Here is a 23,954-nt window from a genome sequence, read left to right as displayed (position 1 = left end):
GTAAGGACCGGCCACCGTTCGACCTAGGAGTCACCATGCCCCGCTACCTCTCCCTCGTGCAGATCGACGAGAAGACCGCCCCCGCCGAGGGTCCGAGCCCTGAACTGATGCAGCGCATGGGCGAGTTGATCGAGGAGATCACCAAGGCCGGGGTGATGCTCGACACCGCCGGCCTCACCCCGACCGCGCAGGGCGCGCGGGTCCACTGGGAGGGCGGCAAGATCTCCGTCACCGACGGGCCCTTCACCGAGTCCAAGGAGGTCGTCGGCGGCTACGCGCTCATGCAGTGCAAGGACATGGCCGAGGCGATCGAGTGGACCAAGCGGTTCCTGAAGGTGCACGAGGAGTTCTGGACCGTGACCTGCGAGGTGCGGGAGATCGCGGAGGGCTGAGCATTCCTTGGCCTGAGACCGCCGGGGGTGTTGCATGGTGGGTTGTGACTCCGGAATCACAGCCCACCGCAGCCCCGCACGGCAACGCCACCGACCCGCACACCGCCATCGAGACCGTCTTCCGCATCGAGTCCCCGCGCATCATCGCCGCCGTCGCCCGCACCGTCCGCGACATCGGCATCGCCGAGGAACTGGCCCAGGACGCCCTCGTCGCCGCCCTTGAGCAGTGGCCGCGGGACGGTGTGCCCGACAACCCGGGCGCCTGGCTGATGGCCACCGCCAGGCACCGTGCCGTCGACCTGGTCCGGCGCCGGGAGAACTACGCCCGCAAGCTCCAGGAGATCGGCCGCACCCTGGAGACCACGGCCCCGCCCGAGGAACCCGCCGCCCCCGACGACATCGACGACGACCTCCTCCGCCTGGTCTTCACCACCTGCCACCCGGTCCTGTCCCCCGAGGCCCGCACCGCCCTCACCCTGCGCCTCCTCGGCGGCCTGACCACCCCCGAGATCGCCCGCGCCTTCCTCGCCCCCGAGCCGACGATCGCCCAGCGCATCGTCCGCGCCAAACGCACCCTGGCGACGAAGAACGTGGCCTTCGAAGTCCCCTACGGCCCCGACCGCGAGGCCCGCCTCGGCTCCGTCCTCGACGTCATCTACCTCATCTTCAACGAGGGCTACGCGGCGACCGCGGGCGACGACTGGCTGCGCCCCGGCCTCTGCGAGGACGCGCTCCGACTCGCCCGCCTCCTCGCCGGCCTGATGCCGAAGGAACCCGAAGTGCACGCGCTGGCCGCCCTGTTGGAGTTCCAGGCCTCCCGCTCGGCCGCCCGCACCGCCCCGAACGGCGACCCCGTCCTCCTCAGGGACCAGAACCGCCGCCGCTGGAACCGCCTGCTCATCACCCGCGGCATCACCGCCCTCGGCCGCGCCGACGCCGTGTCCACCGGCGCCCCCGGCCCCTACGCCCTCCAGGCCGCCATCGCCGCCTGCCACGCCCACGCGTACACCTACGACGAGACCGACTGGCCGACGATCGCGACTCTGTACGGCTTCCTCGCCGCCCGATCCCCTTCCCCCGTGGTCGAGTTGAACCGCGCGGTCGCCGTCTCGATGGCGGACGGCCCGGCCCCGGCCCTGGAGATCGTCGACACCCTCGCCGCCGAACCCGCCCTGCGCGACTACCATTTGCTGCCCAGCGTCCGCGGCGACCTGCTGTCGCGCCTGGGCCGCACGACGGAGGCGAAGGAGGAGTTCGTCAGAGCGGCTTCGCTGGCCCGCAACGAACGGGAACGCCAACTGCTGCTGCGCAGGGCCGAGGAGGAAGAGGCGGACTAGTGCCCCGTCAAGCCGCGACGGTCTTGCCCGCGGCTCCCGGCCGGGCGACGTCGTCGACCGCCACACAGATGCCGAAGACGCGGTCGTGACCGGTCCAGCCGTTGACGCGGCCACGGTTGTTGCTGATCTGCACCCGCTTCCCGGCGAGGTCCACGGACGACACCAGGTGCAGGTGGACCGTCCCGGCGACACGGGCGAGGACGATGTCTCCCACCGTCAATTTCGACGGGTCGACCGGAGCGACGACCACCTGCTGGCGACTGCGTATCAGCGGGATCATCGAGGAGCCGCTGGGCCGGAACGTCACGGTGGCCCCGCCGGCGACTCTGCCTGCCACTGCGTCCAAAGCACCCATCCGATGAGCGTGGCAGATTCCCCCGCGTCGCCCCACCGATTTATTTCTCCACGACCGGCCGCCCGATCAACATCGCCGGCGCCCCCGCCACCCGAGTCAGGAACACCGTCGCCGAGTTGGGCCCCTGAGGCTTCACCTTCCGGCGCAGTTCCTCCGGTTCGACGGCCGATCCCCGCTTCTTCACGGTGAGTACGCCCACCTCCCGCTCCCGCAGCAGTGCCTTCAACTTCTTGACGCCGAAGGGGAGTTGGTCGGTGATCTCGTAGGCGGAGGCGTACCGGGTCGGCCGTAGTTCGTCGGCGGTGATGTAGGCGATGGTCTCGTCGACGAGCCCGCCCCCGACCTCCTCCGCGACCTCGGCGACGAGGTGGGCGCGGATGACGGCGCCGTCGGGTTCGTACAAGTACCGTCCGACAGGGCGGACTTCGGGGTCGGGGAGTCCGCGGCCGTGCAGAACTCGTGGGCCGGGGAGGAGAGTTGCCCGTACGGCACCCGGACGCACCCCCGCCCCGAACCACAGCACCGCCTCCTTCACATCCCCGCCGTCCGAGATCCACTCCGCCTCGGCCGTCTCCGGGATCGCCTCGTGCGGCACCCCGGGTGCGATCTTCAGCGCGGCGAGCGGGGCCGTCGTAGCGGCGGCGACGGCCCAGGAGAGCGGGGGCGAGTACGCCTCGGGGTCGAAGATGCGGCCCCGGCCGCCGCGTCGCGCGGGGTCGACGAACACGGCGTCGTACGCGGACGTGTCCACGTCCGTGACGTCCGCCTCCCGTACCTCGATCAGGTCGGCCAGGCCCAGTGCCTCCGCGTTCGCGCGCGCCACGGCGGCCGTCAGCGGGTCGCGGTCCACGGCCAGTACCCGCACTCCCGCCCGCGCCAGCGCGATCGCGTCGCCGCCGATTCCGCAGCACAGGTCGGCGACGGAGGTCACGCCCAGTTCGCGCAGCCGCCCGGCGCGGTAGGTGGCGACCGTGGAACGGGTGGACTGTTCGAAGCCGTTCGGGGTGAAGAACATCCGGTCGGCGTCCTCGGGCGTGAACTTCGCCGCCGCCGCCCGTTGCCGCAGCCGGGCCTGGCCGAGGGCCGCCGAGACGAGGTCGGCGGGGTGCTCGCGGCGCAGCCGGGTCGCGACGGCGAGTTCCTTGGCCGGGTCGGTGCCGCGGACCTCGTCGAGGAGGGCACGGCCCTCGGGGGTGAGCAGGGCGGCGAAGGCGAGCACGGGGTCGTGCACCGGGGCATGGGGGTCGTTCACCGGGACATTGTGGGCCAGTCGGTGGACGGTGTGCCTCCGGTGGCGGTGTGTTGGCGGTGTCGGCGCGGGATCGGGGCCGGGACCTGAAAAGATCCGACCCCATGCGAGTAGTCGTACAAAATGACATCAATCGGACGTGTGAGCGCACGGAGGGCCGGGGGAGTCGCCGGGGGAGCCGGGGGTGGAAGCCGGGCGTCCGTGGCGCGCTGGCCGCCCTCGCACTCGCCGCCCTCGCCTCCGGCTGCGGCCGGTCCGGCTCCGGCCCGACCGCGCACCCGGCGCACCCGGCACCTCCCGCGCACGGCGCGCAGCCCCTGCACGCGCCCCCGGCCCGCGCGCTCGACTCCTACGCCACCAGGCTGCGCGCCGCCTACGCCGCCCGGGTCGCCGCCGCGAAGCGCTGGGGACTGGCGAAGGTGCCGCTCCAGGCCCTGCCGGCCCCCGCACACAAGCCGGAGATCACCGCGCGCAAGGGCTTCGAGGTGGACGACCAGGAGGAGCTGAACCTCCCGCCGGTCTTCACGACGATCCCCACCAAGCAGAAGATCGTCTTCCTCACGATCGACGACGGCGAGAACAAGGACCCCGCGTTCCTGCGGATGATGGACGACCTGAAGATCCCGTACACGGCCTTCCTCAGCAACTACCTGGTCAAGGACGACTACGGCTACTTCAGGAAGATGCAGGCCCAGGGGCACACGATCAACAACCACACCCTCACGCACCCCTACCTGCCGGGCCTGTCCTACGCCGAGCAGAAGCGCGAGATCTGCGGCATGCAGGACATCGTGAAGAAGCAGTTCGGCAAGGCCCCGACCGTGTTCCGGCCGCCGTACGGGAACTACAACCACGACACCCTCGTCGCCGCCAAGTCCTGCGGCATCAAGTACGCCCCGATCTGGGACGAGGAGGTCTTCGTCGACCACTGGGAGTACCGCGAGGACGACCAGCAGCTGCACCCCGGCGACATCGTCCTGACCCACTTCCGGGGCCGTGCGGACTGGAAGGGCACGATGGTCGACGACATGCGCCGCTTCCTCGGCAAGGTCACGGCCGAGGGCTACGCGGTGGCCCGCCTTGAGGACTACCTGTGAGGTTCCGGGCACCGGTGGCCGTCGCCCTGGCGGCCACTCTCCTCACCGGCTGCGCCCAGTCCGTCGACCCCATCGAACGGCTCGGCAAGAAGGCCGCCCAGCGCGTGCGCCCGCACGGCCCGGCCCCCGAACAGCCGTACCGCCACTGGGGTTTGACGGCCCCTCTGGCCCCCGCCCCGAAACCGTCCCCCGGACCCCCAGCCCGCTCGGCGGGCCCCGGCCTCCCGCCCGTCGTGGACCACATCCGCACCCGCGACAGGGTCGTCTTCCTGACCTACGACCACGAGGCGAGCGCCCGCCGGGACCCGAACTTCACCGACATGGTCCGCGAACTGCGCCTGCCCGTCACCGAGTTCGGCACCGCCCAGGGCCGCCGCCCCGTCGCGGGCCTGCCCTACGACGCCCAACGCACCGAGATCTGCGGCCACTTGGCCCGTCCCCGGCCCCGGCTGCTCCGGCCCCCCGACGGCACGTACGACACCACCACCCGCCGGGCCGCCGCCGACTGCGGCATCTCCGCACTGGTCCTCTGGCGCGCTTCCACGACAACCGGAACCCTCACCTACGCCCGCGGCGCCCACCGCCTCACCCCCGGTGACATCGTCCGCATCACCCCGACCGACACAACGGTCAGACTGCTCCGGGGGATCCAGGAGCGGGGCCTGACGGTGGGCCGCCTGGAGGACTACCTCTGAGGACCGCCCATGAGGGACAGGAACTGGCCAAGGCTCCCCAGCAGCACACCGACCGCCAGCACCTGCGCCGCTGCGCTGATCCGATACCCGCGCCGGAAGAGGACGACGGCCGTCACGAGGGCCGCGGCCACCAGCACCCCCAGCCATGCCGTCGCCACCCAGCCGGGCGCCATCAGCAGCACCATCAGAGCCGACCCGAAGCCGAAGACGAACTCGGCGGGCACCAGGACGGCCGCCGCGCAACCGTCGGTGCCGAGGGAGGGGCGAGGCATACCAGGACGCTAGCAGCGGGTGCCGAACAGCCCGGCCGGCGTTTGAGGACGAGGCCGTCCAGGCCGAAGCGGGGGTCTGGGGGCGCAGCCCCCGGAGGACGGCAACCACAGCCGACGGTCGCCAAAAAATCCGGTCAAGCGCCGCAGGCATTGGCACTCCGCTTGACCGAGTGCTAATCGCAGTCATAGTCTCAGACCTGGCACTCCCCCCTGGAGAGTGCCAATAGCGACGGGCAGGTCCGGCACCCGCGACGACGGATCCACCTGGTCGCCACCTCAGACAGTTAACCCCGTGAGATCTCCGAAGGGGGAGGTCGGATCGTGACGACCACCAGCTCCAAGGTTGCCATCAAGCCGCTTGAGGACCGCATTGTGGTCCAGCCGCTCGACGCCGAGCAGACCACGGCCTCTGGCCTGGTCATCCCGGACACGGCCAAGGAGAAGCCCCAGGAGGGCGTCGTCCTGGCCGTTGGCCCGGGCCGCTTCGAGAACGGCGAGCGCCTGCCGCTCGACGTCAAGACCGGCGACATCGTGCTGTACAGCAAGTACGGCGGCACCGAAGTGAAGTACAGCGGCGAGGAATACCTCGTCCTCTCGGCCCGCGACGTACTCGCGATCATCGAGAAGTAATTCGCTTCACCGCAAGCACATTCAGTATGTGAGCTGCGCCCCTGGCCCCCGCGACCTTATGAAGCCGGGCGTCAGGGGCGTGGTTCGTTTCACCCACGTTTTCCGAGAGGGCTGAACCGCTCCCATGGCGAAGATCCTGAAGTTCGACGAGGACGCCCGTCGCGCCCTTGAGCGCGGCGTCAACAAGCTTGCCGACACGGTGAAGGTGACGATCGGCCCCAAGGGCCGCAACGTCGTCATCGACAAGAAGTTCGGCGCCCCCACCATCACCAACGACGGTGTCACCATCGCCCGCGAGGTCGAGCTGGACGACCCGTACGAGAACCTCGGTGCCCAGCTGGTGAAGGAGGTGGCGACCAAGACCAACGACATCGCGGGTGACGGCACCACCACCGCCACCGTGCTCGCCCAGGCGCTCGTACGCGAGGGCCTGCGCAACGTCGCCGCCGGCGCCTCCCCGGCCTCCCTGAAGAAGGGCATCGACGCCGCCGTCAAGGCCATCTCCGACGAGCTGCTCGCCACCGCGCGGCCCATCGACGACAAGGCCGACATCGCGGCCGTCGCCGGTCTGTCCGCGCAGGACAGCCAGGTCGGCGAGCTCATCGCCGAGGCGATGGACAAGGTCGGCAAGGACGGTGTCATCACCGTCGAGGAGTCCAACACCTTCGGTCTGGAGCTGGACTTCACCGAGGGCATGGCCTTCGACAAGGGCTACCTGTCGCCGTACTTCGTGACGGACCAGGAGCGGATGGAAGCGGTCCTGGAGGACCCGTACATCCTCATCCACCAGGGCAAGATCAGCTCCATCCAGGACCTGCTGCCGCTGCTGGAGAAGGTCATCCAGGCCAACGCCTCCAAGCCGCTGCTGATCATCGCCGAGGACGTCGAGGGCGAGGCCCTGTCGACCCTGGTCGTGAACAAGATCCGCGGCACGTTCAACGCCGTCGCGGTCAAGGCCCCCGGCTTCGGCGACCGCCGCAAGGCGATGCTCGGCGACCTCGCCACCCTCACCGGCGGTCAGGTCATCGCCGAGGAGGTCGGCCTCAAGCTCGACCAGGTCGGCCTGGACGTGCTGGGCTCCGCCCGTCGCGTGACGGTCACCAAGGACGACACCACCGTCGTCGACGGTGCCGGTGACGCCTCCGAGGTCGCGGGCCGCGTCAACCAGATCAAGGCCGAGATCGAGAACACCGACTCCGACTGGGACCGCGAGAAGCTCCAGGAGCGCCTCGCGAAGCTGGCCGGCGGCGTGTGCGTGATCAAGGTCGGCGCCGCCACCGAGGTGGAGCTGAAGGAGAAGAAGCACCGTCTGGAGGACGCCATCTCCGCGACCCGCGCCGCGGTCGAGGAGGGCATCGTCTCCGGTGGTGGCTCCGCTCTGGTCCACGCCGCCAAGGTCCTTGAGGGCAACCTCGGCAAGACCGGCGACGAGGCCACCGGTGTCGCGGTCGTGCGCCGCGCGGTCGTCGAGCCGCTGCGCTGGATCGCCGAGAACGCCGGCCTTGAGGGCTACGTCATCACCTCCAAGGTCGCCGACCTGGAGCCCGGCCAGGGCTTCAACGCCGCGACCGGCGAGTACGGCGACCTGGTCAAGGCCGGTGTCATCGACCCGGTCAAGGTCACCCGCTCCGCCCTGGAGAACGCCGCCTCCATCGCCTCCCTGCTTCTCACGACCGAGACCCTGGTCGTCGAGAAGAAGGAAGAGGAGGAGCCGGCCGCCGGTGGTCACGGCCACGGCCACTCCCACTGACGCGAGTCGGTGAACCCGTAGTACACCGAAGGCCCGGCGCCCCTCTGGGGGAGCCGGGCCTTCGTGTCGCCGTCACCGTCAGCGCGGCGGCTGCCGTCACTGCGGCCCGTACTTCCGCCCGGTCTTCGACGTGATCCCGCCGAGCACCGCCTGCGGAGTGATCTTCACCAGGCCCATCAGCGCCTTGTAGCGCGGGTCGGGGATCGACAGCGACTTGCCGCGCGCCAGATCCGCGAGCGCCGCCGCGACCAGCTTGTCCGCGTCCAGCCACATCCAGTTCGGGATGTTGTCCGTGCCCATCCCGGCCCGCTCGTGGAACTCGGTCCGCACGAACCCGGGCGCCAGCGCCATCAGCCGTACGCCGGTCCCGGCCAGGTCCTTCGCGGCCCCCTGCGTGAACTGCACCACCCACGCCTTCGACGCGCCGTACGTCCCGCGCGGCACGAAGGCCGCCACCGACGCCACGTTGACGACCCCGCCGCGCCCGCGCTCCCGCATCCCCTCGGTCGCCGCGCTGGTCAGCCGAAGCACCGCCTCGCAGTGCACCTTGAGCATCTTCAGCTCGTCCGCCATCGGTACGTCGAGGTAGCGGCCCTTGTTGCCGAAGCCCGCGTTGTTGACCAGCAGGTCGACCGGGTTCTTGCGGTCCGCGAGCCGGGCGGCCACCGTCTCGATGCCCTCGTCCGTGGCGAGGTCGGCGGTCAGCACCTCCGCCTCGATGCCGTGCCGATCGTGCAGTTCGGTGGCCTGCTCGCCGAGCCGTGCGGTGTTCCGCGCGACCAGCACGAGGTTGTGTCCGTCCGCCGCGAGCCGCCGCGCGAAGGCGGCACCGATCCCCGCGGTCGATCCCGTAATCAATGCCGTTGTCATGGCGCAAGATTAGTGACCCGGGGCGACCGGGCCAGATCTCTGCACAGGCCCTCCCGATCCGTGACGAACACGTGTCGAACAAGGCGTCGAACAGGCCGTGGCAGCAGGTCAGCCCGCGTGCTCCGCGACATATTTCCGGGCCTGCGCGAGGGACTCCGGATGCAGCGTCTCGCCCGCCGGAAGCAGCCGCGGCAGCAGCGAGCGCTCGGTCGTCACGGCCCGGAACTGCAGGGCCACCGTCACCTCGTGGTCGGGCCGGTGCACGACCTCGATCGCGTCCCCGGCCCGGATCTCACCGGGTTCGATCACCCGCAGATAGGCCCCCGGCGCACCCTTCTGGGTGAACCGCTTCACCCACCGCTCCTCGCCCAGATGGGCCTGGAAGACAAGACACGGGACCCGCCCGGAGCTGACCTCCAGGACCACCTCGGAACCGATCCGCCAGCGCTCCCCGATCCGCGCGCCGGACACGTCGATCCCCAGGGTCGTCAGGTTCTCCCCGAAGGAACCGTTGGCCAGCGGGCGCCCCAACTCCCGCTCCCAGTCGTCGAGATCCTCGCGTGCGACCGCGTACACCGCCTGGTCGTCGCCGCCGTGGTGGCGCAGATGACACACCGTGTCCCCGGCGAGACCGCTCCCGGCGACCCCCTTGGGGCCGGGCGCGCTCACCCGGACGGGCCCGTCGGTCGGCCGCTTGTCGATTCCCGTCACGCCGTCCGGCTGGTCCGTGTACGGCACGGCCGTGGCCCGGCCCAGATTCAGCGAGAGAAGCTTCATGAGGCCACGGTAGGCGAGAGCGACTCAAAGGTGTTGCGCATTATTCACCTGTGCCCCCAAGGTTGGCTTATGCTCGGCGCATGATCGAGGCCCGACATCTCCGTGTGCTGCGCGCCGTCGCCGCCACCGGTTCCTTCTCGGCGGCCGGGCGCGCGCTCGGCTGCACCCAGCCCGCCGTCAGCCAGCAGATGAAGGCCCTGGAGACCTCCGTCGGCACCCCACTCCTCATCCGTACCGGCCGCGAGATGCGTCTGACCCAGGCGGGCGAGGCCCTGGTCAGACACGCGGCCGGCATCCTCGCCGGCCTGACCGCCGCCGAGGAGGAGGTCGCCGCCATCGCGGGCCTGCGGGCCGGCCGGGTCCGCCTGGTCTCCTTCCCGAGCGGCAGCTCGACCCTCGTCCCCACGGCCCTCGCCGCCCTGCGCGCCGCCCACCCCGGCACCCGCGTCTTCCTGGAGGAGGCCGAACCGCCGAACTCCGTCGAACTGCTCCGCGAGGGCGACTGCGACATCGCCCTCGCCTTCCGCTACGAGACCGCGACGGGCGCCGAGGACTGGTCCGACCTGGTGGTACGACCCCTGCTCCGCGACCGCCTGGTCGCGCTGGTCCCGGAAAAACACCGCCACGCGCGCGTGCGGTCGGTCGCCATCGGAGACCTCGCCGACGACCCCTGGATCGCCGGCTGCCCGCGCTGCCGCGGCCAGCTGGTCGAGGTCTGCGAGACCGCGGGCTTCACGCCCCGCATCGACTTCGCGACCGACGACTATCCGGCGGTCGTCGGCCTGGTCAGCGCGGGCCTGGGCGTCGCCGTACTGCCCCAGCTTGCGATCGAGTCCGTACGGCCCCGGGGCGCGCGGACGGTGACCCTGGAACCGGCGGTGCGGCGGGAGATCGTCGCGCTGACCCTGCCCGACCTGGCGCAGGTGCCGGCGGTGGCGGCGACGCTGGACCAGCTGGAGCGGGCGGCCCGCGAAAAGTAGGGGCACGCGTGCGCGTGCCCCTGGGGAGTGCTGTCGGAGGGAGTGTTGGAGAAACGTTCCTTCAGTTGTTCGAAGCCATGTCCCCGGCAGTCGAGGCCGACACCAGGCGGTTACGGGCACGCCCCATCAGTTCTTCGCGCTCGTCCTCGGTGAGGCCGCCCCAGACGCCGTACGGCTCGCGCACCGCCAGCGCGTGCGCCGCGCACTGTGCGCGGACCGGGCACCTCATGCAGACCTCTTTGGCCGAGTTCTCACGAGCGCTTCGTGCCGCACCGCGCTCACCCTCGGGATGAAAGAAGAGCGAGCTGTCGACCCCTCGGCAGGCAGCCAGGAGCTGCCAGTCCCACAGGTCCGCGTTCGGTCCGGGAAGGCGGGAGAAATCTGCCATTGCGTGACCCCTTGTAGCCGTTATGGGCGGATACGGTGTCCACGACCGTACAACTACGATCTAAGGAGATGAAAATATGACTCATTGCGAATCTAGCCTCAGACACCAGTAAAAGGGAAGAAATAGGGCTGAATGGGGCACCGGTTGTGATGAAAGCTTGAGGGTCGGCCGCGCACGTCTCCACCGTGTCCGCACCCTCACGTAGAGTGCCGAAGACGACACACGGCCCCGTAACTCTTTCGAGTGACCGTCGTTGAGAGTGCGAGGCGGTTGCAAACACAAGTGCTCGGGCAGGCGTCCGAGACGGTCGACCGCACAGGTGACGATTTCGTACCAGCCTGGAGGCTCAAGGTGACGCGCATCAGCTGCGGAGGGCGGCCATGACATCCGTCCTCGTCTGTGACGACTCCCCGCTTGCCCGAGAGGCGCTCCGCCGGGCGGTCGCGACCGTACCCGGCGTCGAGCGCGTGACGACCGCGGCCAACGGGGAGGAAGTCCTCCGCCGCTGGGGCGCCGACCGCTCGGACCTCATCCTGATGGACGTCCGCATGCCCGGACTCGGCGGTGTCGAGACCGTGCGGCGGCTGCTCTCCGCCGACCCGGGCGCACGCATCATCATGCTCACCGTCGCCGAAGACCTGGACGGCGTGGCCCTCGCGGTCGCGGCCGGCGCCCGCGGCTATCTGCACAAGGACGCCTCGCGCGCCGAACTGCGGGCCACGGTCACCCAGGCCCTCGCCGACCCGACCTGGCGACTGGCCCCGCGCCGGCTGCGGTCCGCCGAGATGGGCGCCGCGCCGACGCTCACCGCACGCGAGATCCAGGTCCTCGAAGGCATGAGCCACGGCCGCTCGAACGCGGAGATCGGCCGTGAACTCTTCCTCTCCGAGGACACCGTCAAGACCCACGCCCGACGGCTCTTCAAGAAACTCGGCGCCTCGGACCGGGCGCACGCCGTGGCGCTCGGTTTCCGCTGGGGTCTGGTCCGTTAGGGCCAGGTCAGTGGGTCGTAGCGGGGGTACGGGAATCCCCGCCTGCCTCATGGCGGGCGGGGGCGGCAAAGGGGCTCGCCGGATGCCCGCTGCTCGTTTCGCCGCGGATGCCGCATCCTTGAGGTGTGGAGTTCCTCGGGGACGAGTCGGTCGAGCGGGAGGGGAGGGCGCAGGAGATGAGTTCCGGCGCACCTGCTCATAACGCTTCGGTGCACAACAACGGACGCGGTGCCACGGACCACACGGCCGCAAGGCACCATGGACCGATGCGTGACGACGAGGGGGCCAGTGCCCAAGGGGCGATTGGTGGGCTCGTCCTTCGCGCGGTCGACGGAGACGAGCAGGCGACGCACGATCTGCTCGCCCACGTACACCCACTGGCCCTGCGCTACTGCCGCACGCGGCTGTCCCGACTCCCGGGCGACGCACGGCACTTCGTGGAGGACCTCGCCCAGGAGGTCTGCGTGGCCGTCCTCCTCGCACTGCCCCGCTACAAGGACACCGGCCGCCCCTTCGAGGCCTTCGTCTTCGCCATCGCCGCCCACAAGGTCGCCGACCTCCAGCGGGCCGCGATGCGCCACCCGGGCTCTACGGCGGTCCCCTCCGACGAGATGCCCGAGCGACCGGACGACTCCCTCGGCCCCGAGGAACGCGCCCTGCTCAGCAGCGACGCCGAATGGGCCAAGAAACTCATGGCCAACCTCCCGGAGAACCAGCGCGAACTGCTCCTGCTGCGCATCGCCGTAGGCCTCACGGCCGAGGAGACCGGCCAGATGTTGGGAATGTCACCCGGCGCCGTCCGGGTCGCACAGCACCGCGCGCTGAGCCGGTTGCGGGCACTGGCCGAGCAGTAAACACCGGTACGGGCAACGCCTTTCTTGAACAGCCGGGCGCCCGGTGCCGTACGAACATACGAAGCCCGCTGTCGGGTGCAGCCGTCGAATCGTGGAATTCGGGGACCGTGCTTCCCGTTAGCATGGACATCCGCACCGATCAAGGCCATTGGGGAAGGTGTCATGACTGCCAACGTCGACGGAGTGCCCGCCAAATTCGCGACACTGGGGCTGACCTACGACGACGTGCTGCTGCTGCCGGGCGCATCCGAGGTGCTCCCGAACGCGGTCGACACCTCGTCCCGCATCTCGCGCAACGTCCGGGTCAACATCCCGCTGCTCTCCGCGGCGATGGACAAGGTGACCGAGTCCCGCATGGCCATCGCGATGGCCCGCCAGGGCGGCGTCGGCGTCCTGCACCGCAACCTGTCCGTCGAGGACCAGGTCAACCAGGTCGACCTCGTGAAGCGCTCCGAGTCCGGCATGGTCACCGACCCGATCACCGTGCACCCCGACGCCACGCTGGCCGAGGCTGACGCGCTCTGCGCCAAGTTCCGCATCAGCGGCGTCCCGGTGACCGACGGCAACAAGAAGCTGCTCGGCATCGTCACCAACCGCGACATGGCCTTCGAGACCGACCGCTCCCGTCAGGTGCGCGAGGTCATGACCCCGATGCCCCTGGTCACCGGCCAGGTCGGCATCACCGGCGCCGACGCCATGCAGCTGCTGCGCCGCCACAAGATCGAGAAGCTTCCCCTCGTAGACGAGGCGGGCATCCTCAAGGGCCTCATCACGGTCAAGGACTTCGTCAAGGCCGAGCAGTACCCGCACGCCGCCAAGGACGCCGAGGGCCGCCTGATCGTCGGCGCCGCCGTGGGCGCCAGCCCCGAGGCGCTGGACCGCGCCCAGGCCCTCGCCGAGGCCGGCGTCGACTTCCTGGTCGTCGACACCTCGCACGGCCACAACAGCAACGCCCTCAGCTGGATGTCGAAGATCAAGTCGAGCGTCGGAGTCGACGTGATCGGCGGCAACGTAGCGACCCGTGACGGCGCCCAGGCCCTGGTCGACGCCGGTGTCGACGGCATCAAGGTCGGCGTCGGCCCCGGCTCCATCTGCACCACCCGCGTGGTCGCCGGCATCGGTGTCCCGCAGGTCACCGCGATCTACGAGGCCTCCCTCGCCGCCCGCGCGGCCGGCGTCCCGCTCATCGGCGACGGCGGCCTGCAGTACTCCGGCGACATCGGCAAGGCGCTCGCCGCCGGCGCCGACACGGTGATGCTCGGCAGCCTCCTCGCGGGCTGCGAGGAGTCCCCGGGCGAGCTGCAGTTCATCAACGGCAAGCAGTTCAAGTCCTACCGCGGCATGGGCTCGCTCGGCGCGATGCAGTCCCGCGGCCAGGGCCGGTCGTACTCCAAGGACCGCTACTTCCAGGCCGAGGTCGCCTCCGACGACAAGCTCGTGCCCGAGGGCATCGAGGGCCAGGTGCCCTACCGCGGCCCGCTGGCCAACGTGCTGCACCAGCTCGTCGGCGGTCTGCGCCAGACCATGGGCTATGTGGGCGCGGCCAGCATCGCGGAGATGGAGACCAAGGGCCGCTTCGTCCGGATCACCTCGGCGGGTCTCAAGGAGAGCCACCCGCACGACATCCAGATGACGGTCGAGGCACCGAACTACAGCCGCAGCAAGTAGCCGGCCAGTAGTCGCCAGGCTTCCCGAGGGCGGCTCCGGAGCATCCGGGGCCGCCCTTGTCGTGCCCGTCGGCGATACTGGAAGACGCTGAGACGCAGAAGGAAAGGCCACACACGTGACTGAGATCGAGATCGGGCGCGGCAAGCGCGGCCGCCGGGCGTACGCCTTCGACGACATCGCCGTCGTCCCCAGCCGCCGTACGCGGGACCCGAAGGAGGTCTCGATCGCCTGGCAGATCGACGCCTACCGCTTCGAACTGCCGTTCCTGGCCGCCCCCATGGACTCGGTCGTCTCCCCGGCCACCGCGATCCGCATCGGCGAGCTCGGCGGCCTCGGCGTACTGAACCTCGAAGGCCTCTGGACCCGCTACGAGGACCCGCAGCCGCTCCTCGACGAGATCACCGGCCTCGACGTGGACGCCGCGACCCGCCGCCTCCAGGAGATCTACGCCGCTCCCATCAAGGAGGAGCTGATCGGCCAGCGCATCAAGGAGGTGCGCGACTCGGGCGTGGTCACCGCCGCCGCGCTCTCCCCGCAGCGCACGGCCCAGTTCTCCAAGGCCGTCGTCGACGCGGGCGTGGACATCTTCGTCATCCGCGGTACGACGGTCTCGGCGGAGCACGTGTCGGGCTCGCACGAGCCGCTGAACCTGAAGCAGTTCATCTACGAGTTGGACGTCCCGGTGATCGTCGGCGGCTGCGCCACGTACACGGCGGCCCTGCACCTGATGCGCACGGGCGCGGCCGGTGTCCTGGTCGGCTTCGGCGGCGGCGCCGCGCACACCACGCGCAACGTCCTGGGCATCCAGGTCCCGATGGCGACCGCGGTCGCGGACGTGGCGGCGGCTCGTCGCGACTACATGGACGAGTCCGGCGGCCGGTACGTCCACGTCATCGCCGACGGCGGTGTCGGCTGGTCCGGAGACCTCCCCAAGGCGATCGCCTGCGGCGCCGACGCGGTCATGATGGGCTCCCCGCTGGCCCGCGCCACGGACGGCCCGGGCAAGGGCCACCACTGGGGCATGGAGGCGGTCAACGAGGAACTCCCGCGCGGCAAGAAGGTCGACCTCGGCACGGTCGGCACGATCGAGGAGATCCTCACCGGCCCGTCCCACGTCCCCGACGGCTCGATGAACATCTTCGGGGCGCTGCGGCGCGCGATGGCGACGACGGGTTACAGCGAGCTGAAGGAGTTCCAGCGCGTCGAGGTGACGGTGGCGGACTCACAGCACAAGCGGTAGGCGTAGCCGCTTCTACGACGCCTCGAAGGGCCCGGACCTGGGTGGTCCGGGCCCTTTCGTGTGCCCAAGTGGGGCTGGTGGGGCGCGTGTTGGGACTTAAGGGGCGCACGGTTGCGTTCGGGGCGAAAGTTCGCTGGTGGGGCGTGTCGGGGCGGTAACGTCCGTGATCGGCGCCCCAGTTGTGTGGGGTGCCCCCTTCTACGGAAATCGTTCCGGACCCGGGCTCTCGGGGCCCGGCCCGAACTCCAGACGAACCGCCTACCGGGCTAATGGGCGGCCTCGTGGAAGGGGGCGCCCATGGGACGCCACCGCAAGCCCACCCGCTGGGACCGGATCCGTCTTCGGATGGTGAAGCAACGGAGGAGGTGGATCTTGTGGATTCACGGCGGAAAGTGAGCGGCCACCCCCATCACAACTAGGGGTGGACACTCCGTTCACTTTTCAGGAGCTCACCGCAGCAGCCACTGCGGTGGGCTCCACCTGATTCCGTACGGTACCGGCGCCGCGAGTCGCACGCCACCAGCCCCCGACGCACGCCCCGCCCTAAGCGCCCCCCTGCACAACCCGCGCGCCGGGGTCAGAGCGCAGCCTTCTTCGCGCCCGAGAACGCGGCGAACGCGGCGATGGCGAAGAAGATGAAGGTGAGCGGGTCGGCGTCGGCCTTCCAGGCGTCCTGGACGACGTCGAAGTGGTCGAAGAACACCTTGCTGAAGTTCACGCCCAGCTCGTCCGCGCCGATCATCGCCTCGCCGACCAGCTGGCCGAGGTAGACCGCGCCCAGGGCCAGGACGGCGCTGACCACGGGAAGCGCGGGATTGCGTCCGCCGAGCCTGCCCGCAGCCAGGCCGATCACGAAGCCGACACCAACCGCCGCCCAGCCGATCTCGTGCTTGGTGGTGCCGATGACGAAGCCGTAGATGCCGGCGGCGACCAGCGCGACGACGACGGCGGTCACCAGGCCGAGCGCGATGCTGTTCAGCACGGGAGCGGACGGGGTCGGCGGGGCGTACGGCGCGCTCGGTGCCGGGGGCGGCGGTACCGCGCCGGGCTGTTGGGCGTACGGGTTGCCGTCGACCGGCTGCGGCGACGCGGGCTGCTGCGGCTGGTCCTGCGCCTCGGGCTGCGGCTGCGGTGGCGTGGCTGACTGGCTCATGACAGAAATCCCCCCACGGGATACGACGACAGGAAAGATGAAGCGGAGATGCGCGCGCACGGATATGCGACAGCTGTGCGGCGAGTGAGGGGAGATTAGCAGGTTGACGCGACCCCGTGACCAGTCGTTTTCGTGCTCAGAGCCGGTGCGCGGCCCCGGTCGGTGTGGCCCCCCGCGTGTCCAGCAGCAACTGCGCCTTCACGGACAGGCCTTGGAGGTCGTACGTCCGGTGCTGCTGGAGCAGGATCGTCAGGTCGGCGTCGGCCGCCGCCTCGTAGAGGGAGTCCGCGCGGGGGACCGGGCGGTCCAGGACGCTCCAGGAGGGGATGTGGGGGTCGTGGTAGCTGACGGAGGCGCCGAGTTCCATGAGGCGGATCGCGATCTCCTGGGCGGGGGTGGCCTGTTGGTCGGCGAGGTCGGCCTTGTAGGTGACGCCGAGGAGGAGGACACGGGCCCCGCGCGCGGACTTGCCGTGCTCGTTGAGGAGCGTGGCCGCGCGCTGGATGACGTAACGGGGCATCTGGTTGTTGACCTGCTGGGCGAGTTCGACCATGCGGAGCGGGCGGCCCCCGTGTGCCGTCAGGTCCTGGGGAACGGCGTGGCCGCCGACACCGGGGCCGGGGCGGAAGGCCTGGAAGCCGAACGGCTTGGTCTCCGCGCAGCGGATGACGTCCCAGAGGTCGACGCCCAAGTCGTGGCACAGGACGGCCATTTCGTTGACGAGGGCGATGTTGACGTGCCGGAAATTGGTCTCCAGGAGCTGCACGGTTTCCGCTTCGCGCAGGCCACGCGCGCGTACCACCTTGTCGGTGAGCCGGCCGTAGAAGGCGGCGGCGGACTCGGTGCAGGCCGGGGTCAGGCCGCCGATCACCTTGGGGGTGTTGGCCGGGGTGAAGTCGCGGTTGCCGGGGTCGACGCGGCTGGGGGAGTAGGCGAGGTGGAAGTCGCGGCCCGCGCGGAGGCCTGATCCCTCTTCGAGGAGAGGGCGCAGGAAGTCCTCGGTGGTGCCGGGGTGCACCGGTGACTCCAGAATCACCGTGGTGTGCGGGCGCAGGTGCGCGGCGAGGGCGCGGGCGGCCGTCTCCACCTGGCTGAGGTCGAGGCCGCCGTCCGCGTCCGGGGGCGTCGGCGCGCAGATCACGGCGGTGCGTACGCGGCCGAGCTCGGCGGGGTTGCTGGCCGGCCGGAAGCCCCCCGAGAGCATCCGGCGCAGTTCGGCGGGGCTGAGGGAGCCGGCCTCGGGGCCGGTCTTGAAGCCGACCGTGGCGATACCGGCGGCGACAGCGGCCTGGGCCAGGGGCAGGCCGAGAGGACCGAGTCCGATGACGGCGAGATCTGCGGGCATGGCGTGGGCCGTCCTTCCCAGTAACCGAAGCGGGACAGGTGCGCAAGCCCTGTGGACAGAACGAGCGAGCGCAATGTCAGACTAGGAGTAAATATGACCGTTATGCGGTATTGGACGGCTGTGTTTTTCGGCAGTCCTGTGATTGTTGTCCACAGGCTGGGGGTGAGTGGTGGCTGAAGTCGGGCAACCCGGTCAGAATTTGGGCAGGAGGGATACGAACCGGGCTTCGCCGAACGGGTGCGGCCGGCGCTATCGATAGCGGGAGGCAGCGGTGAGGACAGCGACACTGGGTCCGGCGCAGCGAGCCGAGGCACTGGCGGGAATGGCCGAGCGCGAACTGGACGTGCTCGTCGTGGGTGGGGGCGTGGTCGGTGCGGGCACCGCCCTGGACGCCGTGACACGCGGCCTGTCCACGGGACTGGTCGAGGCGCGCGACTGGGCGTCCGGCACATCGAGCAGGTCGAGCAAGCTCATCCACGGCGGCCTGCGCTACCTGGAGATGCTCGACTTCGCCCTCGTCCGCGAGGCCCTGAAGGAACGCGGACTGCTCCTGGAGCGGCTCGCCCCGCACCTGGTGAAGCCGGTGGCGTTCCTGTACCCGCTCCAGCACAAGGGCTGGGAGCGCCTGTACGCCGGTTCGGGCGTCGCGCTCTACGACGCGATGTCCATGGCCCGCGCGCATGGGCGGGGCCTGCCCACCCACCGCCACCTGAGCCGCCGTCACGCCCTGCGCGTGGCACCGGCGCTGAAGAAGGACGCCCTGGTGGGGGCCCTTCAGTACTACGACGCCCAGATGGACGACGCCCGCTATGTGGCCACCCTGGTGCGCACGGCTTCGTCGTACGGCGCGAAGGTCGCCAACGGCGCGCGTGTGACCGGGTTTCTGCGCGAGGGCGAGCGGGTGGTCGGCGCCCGGGTGCGGGACGTCGAGGCGGGCGGCGAGTACGAGATCCGCGCCAAGCAGATCGTGAACGCCACGGGCGTGTGGACCGACGACACCCAGGCCATGGTCGGCGAGCGCGGACAGTTCCACGTCCGCGCCTCCAAGGGCATCCACCTGGTCGTCCCCAAGGACCGCATCAACTCCAGCAGCGGACTGATCCTGCGCACCGAGAAGTCCGTGCTGTTCGTCATCCCCTGGGGCCGGCACTGGATCGTCGGCACCACCGACACCGACTGGGACCTCGACAAGGCCCACCCGGCCGCCTCCAGCGCCGACATCGACTACCTCCTTGAGCATGTGAACTCGGTCCTCGCGGTACCGCTGACCAGAGACGACGTCCAGGGCGTGTACGCGGGGCTGCGGCCCCTGCTGGCCGGCGAGTCGGACGCCACCAGCAAGCTGTCGCGCGAGCACACCGTGGCGCATCCGGTGCCGGGGCTCGTCGTCGTGGCGGGCGGCAAGTACACGACGTACCGGGTGATGGCCAAGGACGCGGTGGACGAGGCGGTGCACGGGCTGGACATGCGGGTCGCCGAATGCGTCACCGAGGACGTGCCGCTGATCGGCGCGGAGGGCTACCGGGCGCTGTGGAACGCGCGGGCGCGGATCGCCGCACGCACCGGCATCCATGTGGTGCGCGTGGAGCATCTGCTGAACCGTTTCGGTTCGATGGCCGAGGAAGTCCTCGACCTCATCGCCAAGGACCCCACCCTCGGCGAACCCCTCCAGGCCGCCGACGACTATCTGCGCGCCGAGGTCGTCTACGCCGCCTCGCACGAGGGCGCACGGCACCTGGACGACGTGCTGACCCGCCGCACCCGCATCTCCATCGAGACCTTCGACCGGGGCACCCGCAGCGCCCGTGAGGCCGCCGAGCTGATGGCGCCGGTGCTCGGCTGGGACAAGGACCAGATCGAGCGCGAGGTCGAGCACTACGAGAAGCGGGTGGAGGCCGAGCGGGAGTCCCAGCTCCAGCCCGACGACCTGACCGCGGACGCGGCGCGGCTGGGGGCGCCGGACATCGCGCCGCTGTAGCCCAGGCGCAGAACAGCCGGCTTCACTCGAACGAGTGTCGCGAGCTGGGATCTTTGTCCGGAACCCGGCCGTTCTACGAGGTGCGGGGGCAGAACTCGGCGGCGAGCAGGGCCGGTTCGAGACCGGGGTCTGCGATCTCGCTCGTGTTCACACGGAAGGTGAGGACATGCCGGCCGTCGACGGTGGCTGCGGTGCGCACGTAGCTGCCCGAGATCCGGCCGTTGTGTCCCCACACCGTGGTGCCGCACGGCAGCTTCACCGGAAACAGCCCCATGCCGTACGAGCCGTGTGCGGTACGGGTGTTGAGCATCTCGCGCAGCCGGCGCGAGGGCAGTAGTTCGCCGCCGAGCAGGGCCGAGTAGAAGCGGTTCAGATCGGCGAGCGTGGTCACCAGCTCGCCCGCGGCGCCGGCCACCCGCGGGTCGAGATCGGTGACGTCGGAGCCGTCGGCCGCGTAGGCACGGCCGTGCGGCGCGGGAAGAGTGGTGCGGGAGCCCGGGAAGGAGGTGCCCGTCAGACCCAGCGGAGCGATGATGCGGCGCTCGGCCTCGGTGGCGTACGAGCGGCCGGTGACCTGTCGGATCACCAGGCCGAGCAGCACGTAGTTGGTGTTCGAGTAGGAGAAGCGGCCTCGATCGGCCGGAGGGTGGGTGAGCGCGATACGGACGGCCTCAAGAGGTGACACGGGGACCGTGCCCCCGGTGGTCGCGGTGAAGTCGTACAGGCCGCTGGTGTGGGTGAGCAGGGAACGCAGGGTCAGCGCGCGCCCGTCGTTGCCCGCTCCGCGCACCAGGCCCGGCAGGTGTTGCTCCACCGTGTCGGACAGGGACAGCCGGTGTTCGTCGGCCAGTTGGAGGATCACCGTCGCGATGAAGGTCTTCGTGATGCTGCCGGCGCGGAAGTGGTCGGCACGGCCGATCCCCGTTCCGGCCTGCGCGTAGTCGGTGCCGGCCCGCGCCGACAGGGGGCCGGTCCGGTAGCGGGCCAGTAGCGCCGCGCCGGGGACTCCGCCCCGTGTGACCAGTAGGGGGACCAGGGCGTTCGGGGTTGTTGTCGCACCCGCCCGGGAGGCGGCCGGGGACAGGCAGAGGAGCGCCAAAGACACCGGAATGACCAGCAGTGTCCGAGGGATGGGCATCGCGAACCTCCGTTCTCGGCGGTCATCCTGCCCGGCTTGGCTGTGTGACCTGCGCCGGATATCCGACGGGATGTGCGGGGGGGCGCGCGACGAGGGGCCCCTGGGCGTTGGGCACTTGTTCGGTGGGGGACAATGGAGGCTCTGTCAGGGCGGGTTGCATGAGGGGACGCATGTCGGAGGCGGAGCGGGCGGGGACATCCCGTCAGGACACTCGTCGGGACAAGAACGAGCGTCTTCTCGCCGGGCGGTACCGGTTGGGAGAAGTGCTCGGCCGCGGAGGCATGGGCACGGTGTGGCGTGCCGAGGACGAAACCCTGGGCCGGACGGTCGCCGTCAAGGAGCTGCGGTTCCCGTCCAGCATCGACGAGGACGAGAAACGGCGGCTGATCACACGGACGTTGCGCGAGGCCAAGGCCATCGCGCGGATCCGCAACACCAGCGCGGTGACGGTCTTCGACGTGGTCGACGAGGACGACCGGCCCTGGATCGTCATGGAGTTGGTCGAGGGCAAGTCGCTGGCCGAGGCCATCCGGGAGGACGGCCTGCTCGAACCACGGCGCGCGGCGGAGGTCGGGCTCGCGATACTCGACGTCCTGCGGTCCGCGCACCGCGAGGGCATCCTGCACCGCGATGTGAAGCCGTCGAACGTGCTGATCGCCGAGGACGGCCGGGTAGTGCTCACCGACTTCGGCATCGCACAGGTCGAGGGCGACCCGTCGATCACCTCCACCGGCATGCTCGTCGGCGCGCCCTCGTACATCTCCCCGGAGCGGGCCCGCGGGCACAAGCCGGGCCCGGCGGCCGACATGTGGTCGCTCGGCGGCCTGCTGTACGCGGCGGTCGAGGGCGCACCGCCGTACGACAAGGGTTCCGCCATCGCCACGCTCACCGCGGTGATGACCGAGCCGCTGGAGGAGCCGAAGAACGCCGGGCCGTTGAAGGACGTCATCTACGGCCTGTTGAACAAGGACCCCGCCCAGCGTCTCGACGACGCCGGTGCCCGGGAGATGCTCAACGCGGTGATCCACGCGCCCGAGCCCAAGGCCGAGCCGGAGCCGGTGCCGGTGGACGCGACGAGGGTCGTGCCGTTGCCCGCGCAGCCGGGGTCCGCCGAGTCCGGCGGCAAGAAGAGCGGTGGCGGGGCTTCGGCGGGGGCCGAGCGGTTGCGTGGGGCGTTGCGGTCCATGCGGAAGGCCGCCGGGGGTTCGGCGGGGGCCGGGGCGGCGACTTCGGCGGCCGCGGGTACGGCTGCGGGTGCGGCCGCGAGTGTGGATTCCGCTGAGGGTGCGGCTTCAACTTCCGTTGCCGGCAAGCCGGGTGGCTCGGGCGCGGGTGCCGGTGCGGCTGCTGCCGGGACCGGTGCGGTCGGCTCGGGCAGCGCTTCGGACAAGTCGGGCAAGTTGGGCAAGAGTGGCTCGGGTGCTTCGGAGGCTGGTGGCGCCGGCGGTGCGAAGAGCGCAACGGCGGCTGGTGCCGGGCCTGTTGCTGCCGGGCCTCGGACGCCCGCGGTGCCCTCGGCTCGGTCGGGAGGTGCTTCCGGTTCGGTGACCCGTTCCGGGACGGCGGCCGATTCGGGTGCTGCGGCCGGCGGCGCGGGTGCCGCGGCCGGTGCGGCGGCGAAGGCCGGTGCGAGGGACGCGGGTACACGTGACCTGGGTACGCGTGAGTCGGGTACACGTGAGTCGGGTACGCGCGACCTGGGTGTGCAGGCGTCCGGGCTGCGGGAGACCGGGCTGCGGGACTCCGGTGCCAAGGACCCCGGTGCGACGCATGAGGTGGGTGCGCGGGGGGTCAACTCGGGTTCGGGTGGGCGGAGTTCAGGGTGGCCCGTGATGACGCCGCCGGATCTGCCGCCGCGGTCCGTGCCGAGGGCGCCGCTCACCGATGTGGTGCCGAAGCGGACCTTGGTGATCATCGCGGTGGTCGTCGTGCTCGCGGTGATCGGTGTCGTGCTGGCGCTCACGCTCGGCGGCGGTGACGACAGCGGCTCGAAGGGGTCGAAGAAGAACGACGGCGGCAAGACGGTCGCCAGCGCGAGCGCGAGTGCGAGCGCCGGGAACGACACCAAGAAGGACGACAGCGACACCGCGAGCACGGGCGGTGCGCAGGCCGACTCCTCGTCGACGGCGTCGGCTTCGGGCGACACGTCGACGTCCACCGGTACGAACGCGTCCGGCGGCAGCGGTGACGAGACCGACGACTCCTCCGGTGGTGCCGCGGTCGTGAAGACGTACAAGGGGAGCCAGGGGTTCTCCATAGGCCTGCCCGCCGGATGGTCGTACCAGTCGACGGACTCCGCCGGAGTCCGGCTGGTCGGCCCCGACGGGCAGAAACTGCTGATCGCCTGGACCAGTACGCCCAAGAACAATCCGGTGGCGGACTGGCAGAACCAGGAGCAGTACATGACGCGCTCCGGGTACACGCGGATCCGAATAGCGGGGGTGAACTACCGGGGCTGGAACACGGCCGACTGGGAGTTCACCTACACGGACGGCGGGACGAAGTACCGGACCATCGACCGCGGATTCGTCGTCAACAGTCATCTCGGTTATGCGCTCATGTACACCGCGAAAGCCGCCAATTGGGACAGTGAGCTGCGTAAGGACACCTGGGCGACACTGACGAAGACGTTCGAACCGAAGTCGTGAGGCGGGTGGGTCCGGGTTTGGCGCGCCAGATCCGTCAACCCCTCTTTGTGGGTTGCCTCCGGCACGTATCGTGAGTGGTTGCGGACCGTACGCATCCAGGTATGAGGGCGGAACGGGGCGCAAGGCGAACGGAATTGACCAACCGG

Annotated in this window: 22 protein-coding genes; 13 read left to right on the top strand and 9 right to left on the bottom strand. The window is 70.4% G+C overall.

Annotation, left to right across the window (positions count from 1 at the left end; genetic code table 11):
* Window positions 1-35: 35 nt before the first annotated feature.
* Both ACIBJH_RS03390 and ACIBJH_RS03385 read left to right on the top strand, forming a co-directional pair.
* The gene (locus tag ACIBJH_RS03390; protein ID WP_043676922.1) at window positions 36-392 is read left to right on the top strand and encodes a YciI family protein; all 357 of its coding nucleotides are present in this window, start codon (window positions 36-38) and stop codon (window positions 390-392) included.
* Window positions 393-436: 44 nt separating this feature from the next.
* The gene (locus ACIBJH_RS03385; RefSeq protein WP_399115140.1) at window positions 437-1,729 is read left to right on the top strand and encodes an RNA polymerase sigma factor; all 1,293 of its coding nucleotides are present in this window, start codon (window positions 437-439) and stop codon (window positions 1,727-1,729) included.
* A 7-nt stretch (window positions 1,730-1,736) separates the two neighbouring features.
* On the opposite strand, the gene ACIBJH_RS03380 is transcribed toward ACIBJH_RS03385, so the two are convergent.
* Both ACIBJH_RS03380 and ACIBJH_RS03375 read right to left on the bottom strand, forming a co-directional pair.
* A complete protein-coding gene (locus ACIBJH_RS03380; protein ID WP_399115139.1) occupies window positions 1,737-2,066 on the bottom strand; it encodes a S26 family signal peptidase in 330 nt (109 codons plus the stop codon).
* A gap of 58 nt (window positions 2,067-2,124) precedes the next feature.
* The gene (locus ACIBJH_RS03375) at window positions 2,125-3,336 is read right to left on the bottom strand and encodes a methyltransferase domain-containing protein (RefSeq protein ID WP_399115138.1); all 1,212 of its coding nucleotides are present in this window, start codon (window positions 3,334-3,336) and stop codon (window positions 2,125-2,127) included.
* Between the two features lie 101 nt (window positions 3,337-3,437).
* Here ACIBJH_RS03375 and ACIBJH_RS03370 point away from each other — a divergent pair, with 101 nt between their 5' ends.
* Window positions 3,438-4,430 (top strand): polysaccharide deacetylase family protein, encoded by a 993-nt coding sequence (locus ACIBJH_RS03370; protein WP_399115137.1) that lies wholly within the window; start codon window positions 3,438-3,440, stop codon window positions 4,428-4,430.
* On the top strand, window positions 4,427-5,125 hold the full coding sequence (locus ACIBJH_RS03365; protein WP_399115136.1) for a hypothetical protein: 699 nt from the start codon (window positions 4,427-4,429) through the stop codon (window positions 5,123-5,125). The genes ACIBJH_RS03370 and ACIBJH_RS03365 overlap by 4 nt, the downstream gene beginning before the upstream one ends.
* Here the strand turns inward: ACIBJH_RS03365 and ACIBJH_RS03360 are convergent.
* Window positions 5,116-5,397 (bottom strand): hypothetical protein, encoded by a 282-nt coding sequence (locus tag ACIBJH_RS03360; protein WP_399115135.1) that lies wholly within the window; start codon window positions 5,395-5,397, stop codon window positions 5,116-5,118. The genes ACIBJH_RS03365 and ACIBJH_RS03360 overlap by 10 nt on opposite strands.
* 321 nt (window positions 5,398-5,718) lie before the next feature.
* Here ACIBJH_RS03360 and groES point away from each other — a divergent pair, with 321 nt between their 5' ends.
* Together groES and groL are read left to right on the top strand one after the other, a co-directional pair.
* Window positions 5,719-6,027, top strand: coding sequence for a co-chaperone GroES (gene groES, locus ACIBJH_RS03355; protein WP_019066754.1), 309 nt, complete (start codon window positions 5,719-5,721; stop codon window positions 6,025-6,027).
* 124 nt (window positions 6,028-6,151) lie between these two features.
* Window positions 6,152-7,777 (top strand): chaperonin GroEL, encoded by a 1,626-nt coding sequence (gene groL, locus ACIBJH_RS03350; RefSeq protein WP_399115134.1) that lies wholly within the window; start codon window positions 6,152-6,154, stop codon window positions 7,775-7,777.
* Between the two features lie 96 nt (window positions 7,778-7,873).
* On the opposite strand, the gene ACIBJH_RS03345 is transcribed toward groL, so the two are convergent.
* Complete coding sequence (locus ACIBJH_RS03345; RefSeq protein ID WP_399115133.1) at window positions 7,874-8,647, bottom strand: SDR family NAD(P)-dependent oxidoreductase; 774 nt, start codon at window positions 8,645-8,647, stop codon at window positions 7,874-7,876.
* A 108-nt stretch (window positions 8,648-8,755) separates the two neighbouring features.
* Entirely contained in the window at window positions 8,756-9,424 is a 669-nt protein-coding gene (locus tag ACIBJH_RS03340; protein WP_399115132.1) for an MOSC domain-containing protein, read from the bottom strand.
* Window positions 9,425-9,504: 80 nt separating this feature from the next.
* Between ACIBJH_RS03340 and ACIBJH_RS03335 the strand changes: the two genes are divergently transcribed.
* Window positions 9,505-10,404: a LysR family transcriptional regulator gene (locus ACIBJH_RS03335; RefSeq protein WP_399115131.1), complete on the top strand. Its 900-nt coding sequence runs from the start codon at window positions 9,505-9,507 to the stop codon at window positions 10,402-10,404.
* A gap of 61 nt (window positions 10,405-10,465) precedes the next feature.
* On the opposite strand, the gene ACIBJH_RS03330 is transcribed toward ACIBJH_RS03335, so the two are convergent.
* Window positions 10,466-10,792, bottom strand: coding sequence for a WhiB family transcriptional regulator (locus ACIBJH_RS03330; RefSeq protein WP_019066760.1), 327 nt, complete (start codon window positions 10,790-10,792; stop codon window positions 10,466-10,468).
* 380 nt (window positions 10,793-11,172) lie between these two features.
* Between ACIBJH_RS03330 and ACIBJH_RS03325 the strand changes: the two genes are divergently transcribed.
* From ACIBJH_RS03325 to ACIBJH_RS03310, 4 genes are all read left to right on the top strand, one after another.
* Window positions 11,173-11,784, top strand: a complete 612-nt coding sequence (locus tag ACIBJH_RS03325) for a response regulator transcription factor (RefSeq protein ID WP_003948568.1) — start codon at window positions 11,173-11,175, stop codon at window positions 11,782-11,784.
* Between the two features lie 266 nt (window positions 11,785-12,050).
* The gene (locus tag ACIBJH_RS03320) at window positions 12,051-12,638 is read left to right on the top strand and encodes a sigma-70 family RNA polymerase sigma factor (protein WP_200715865.1); all 588 of its coding nucleotides are present in this window, start codon (window positions 12,051-12,053) and stop codon (window positions 12,636-12,638) included.
* A 162-nt stretch (window positions 12,639-12,800) separates the two neighbouring features.
* Window positions 12,801-14,306 (top strand): IMP dehydrogenase, encoded by a 1,506-nt coding sequence (gene guaB / locus ACIBJH_RS03315; RefSeq protein ID WP_399115130.1) that lies wholly within the window; start codon window positions 12,801-12,803, stop codon window positions 14,304-14,306.
* Window positions 14,307-14,421: 115 nt separating this feature from the next.
* Window positions 14,422-15,546, top strand: coding sequence for a GuaB3 family IMP dehydrogenase-related protein (locus ACIBJH_RS03310; RefSeq protein WP_043676952.1), 1,125 nt, complete (start codon window positions 14,422-14,424; stop codon window positions 15,544-15,546).
* Between the two features lie 577 nt (window positions 15,547-16,123).
* Here ACIBJH_RS03310 and ACIBJH_RS03305 read toward each other — a convergent pair.
* Both ACIBJH_RS03305 and ACIBJH_RS03300 read right to left on the bottom strand, forming a co-directional pair.
* Complete coding sequence (locus tag ACIBJH_RS03305) at window positions 16,124-16,699, bottom strand: hypothetical protein (protein ID WP_399115129.1); 576 nt, start codon at window positions 16,697-16,699, stop codon at window positions 16,124-16,126.
* Between the two features lie 136 nt (window positions 16,700-16,835).
* On the bottom strand, window positions 16,836-18,044 hold the full coding sequence (locus tag ACIBJH_RS03300; RefSeq protein WP_388102530.1) for a nucleotide sugar dehydrogenase: 1,209 nt from the start codon (window positions 18,042-18,044) through the stop codon (window positions 16,836-16,838).
* 271 nt (window positions 18,045-18,315) lie between these two features.
* Between ACIBJH_RS03300 and ACIBJH_RS03295 the strand changes: the two genes are divergently transcribed.
* Entirely contained in the window at window positions 18,316-20,022 is a 1,707-nt protein-coding gene (locus ACIBJH_RS03295) for a glycerol-3-phosphate dehydrogenase/oxidase (RefSeq protein WP_200716292.1), read from the top strand.
* Window positions 20,023-20,095: 73 nt separating this feature from the next.
* Here the strand turns inward: ACIBJH_RS03295 and ACIBJH_RS03290 are convergent, their stop codons facing one another.
* Window positions 20,096-21,160 carry a serine hydrolase domain-containing protein gene (locus ACIBJH_RS03290; protein ID WP_399115128.1) on the bottom strand — a complete coding sequence of 355 codons (1,065 nt, stop codon included), beginning with the start codon at window positions 21,158-21,160 and terminating at the stop codon, window positions 20,096-20,098.
* Between the two features lie 170 nt (window positions 21,161-21,330).
* On the opposite strand from ACIBJH_RS03290, the gene ACIBJH_RS03285 reads away from it, so the two are divergent.
* On the top strand, window positions 21,331-23,808 hold the full coding sequence (locus ACIBJH_RS03285; protein WP_399115127.1) for a serine/threonine-protein kinase: 2,478 nt from the start codon (window positions 21,331-21,333) through the stop codon (window positions 23,806-23,808).
* Window positions 23,809-23,954: the final 146 nt, after the last annotated feature.

The organism is Streptomyces sp. NPDC050548 (assembly GCF_044457385.1).
Classification (GTDB): Bacteria; Actinomycetota; Actinomycetes; order Streptomycetales; family Streptomycetaceae; genus Streptomyces.
Note: the sequence above shows the minus strand (reverse complement) of the source record. Positions and strands in the feature narration are given on the sequence as shown.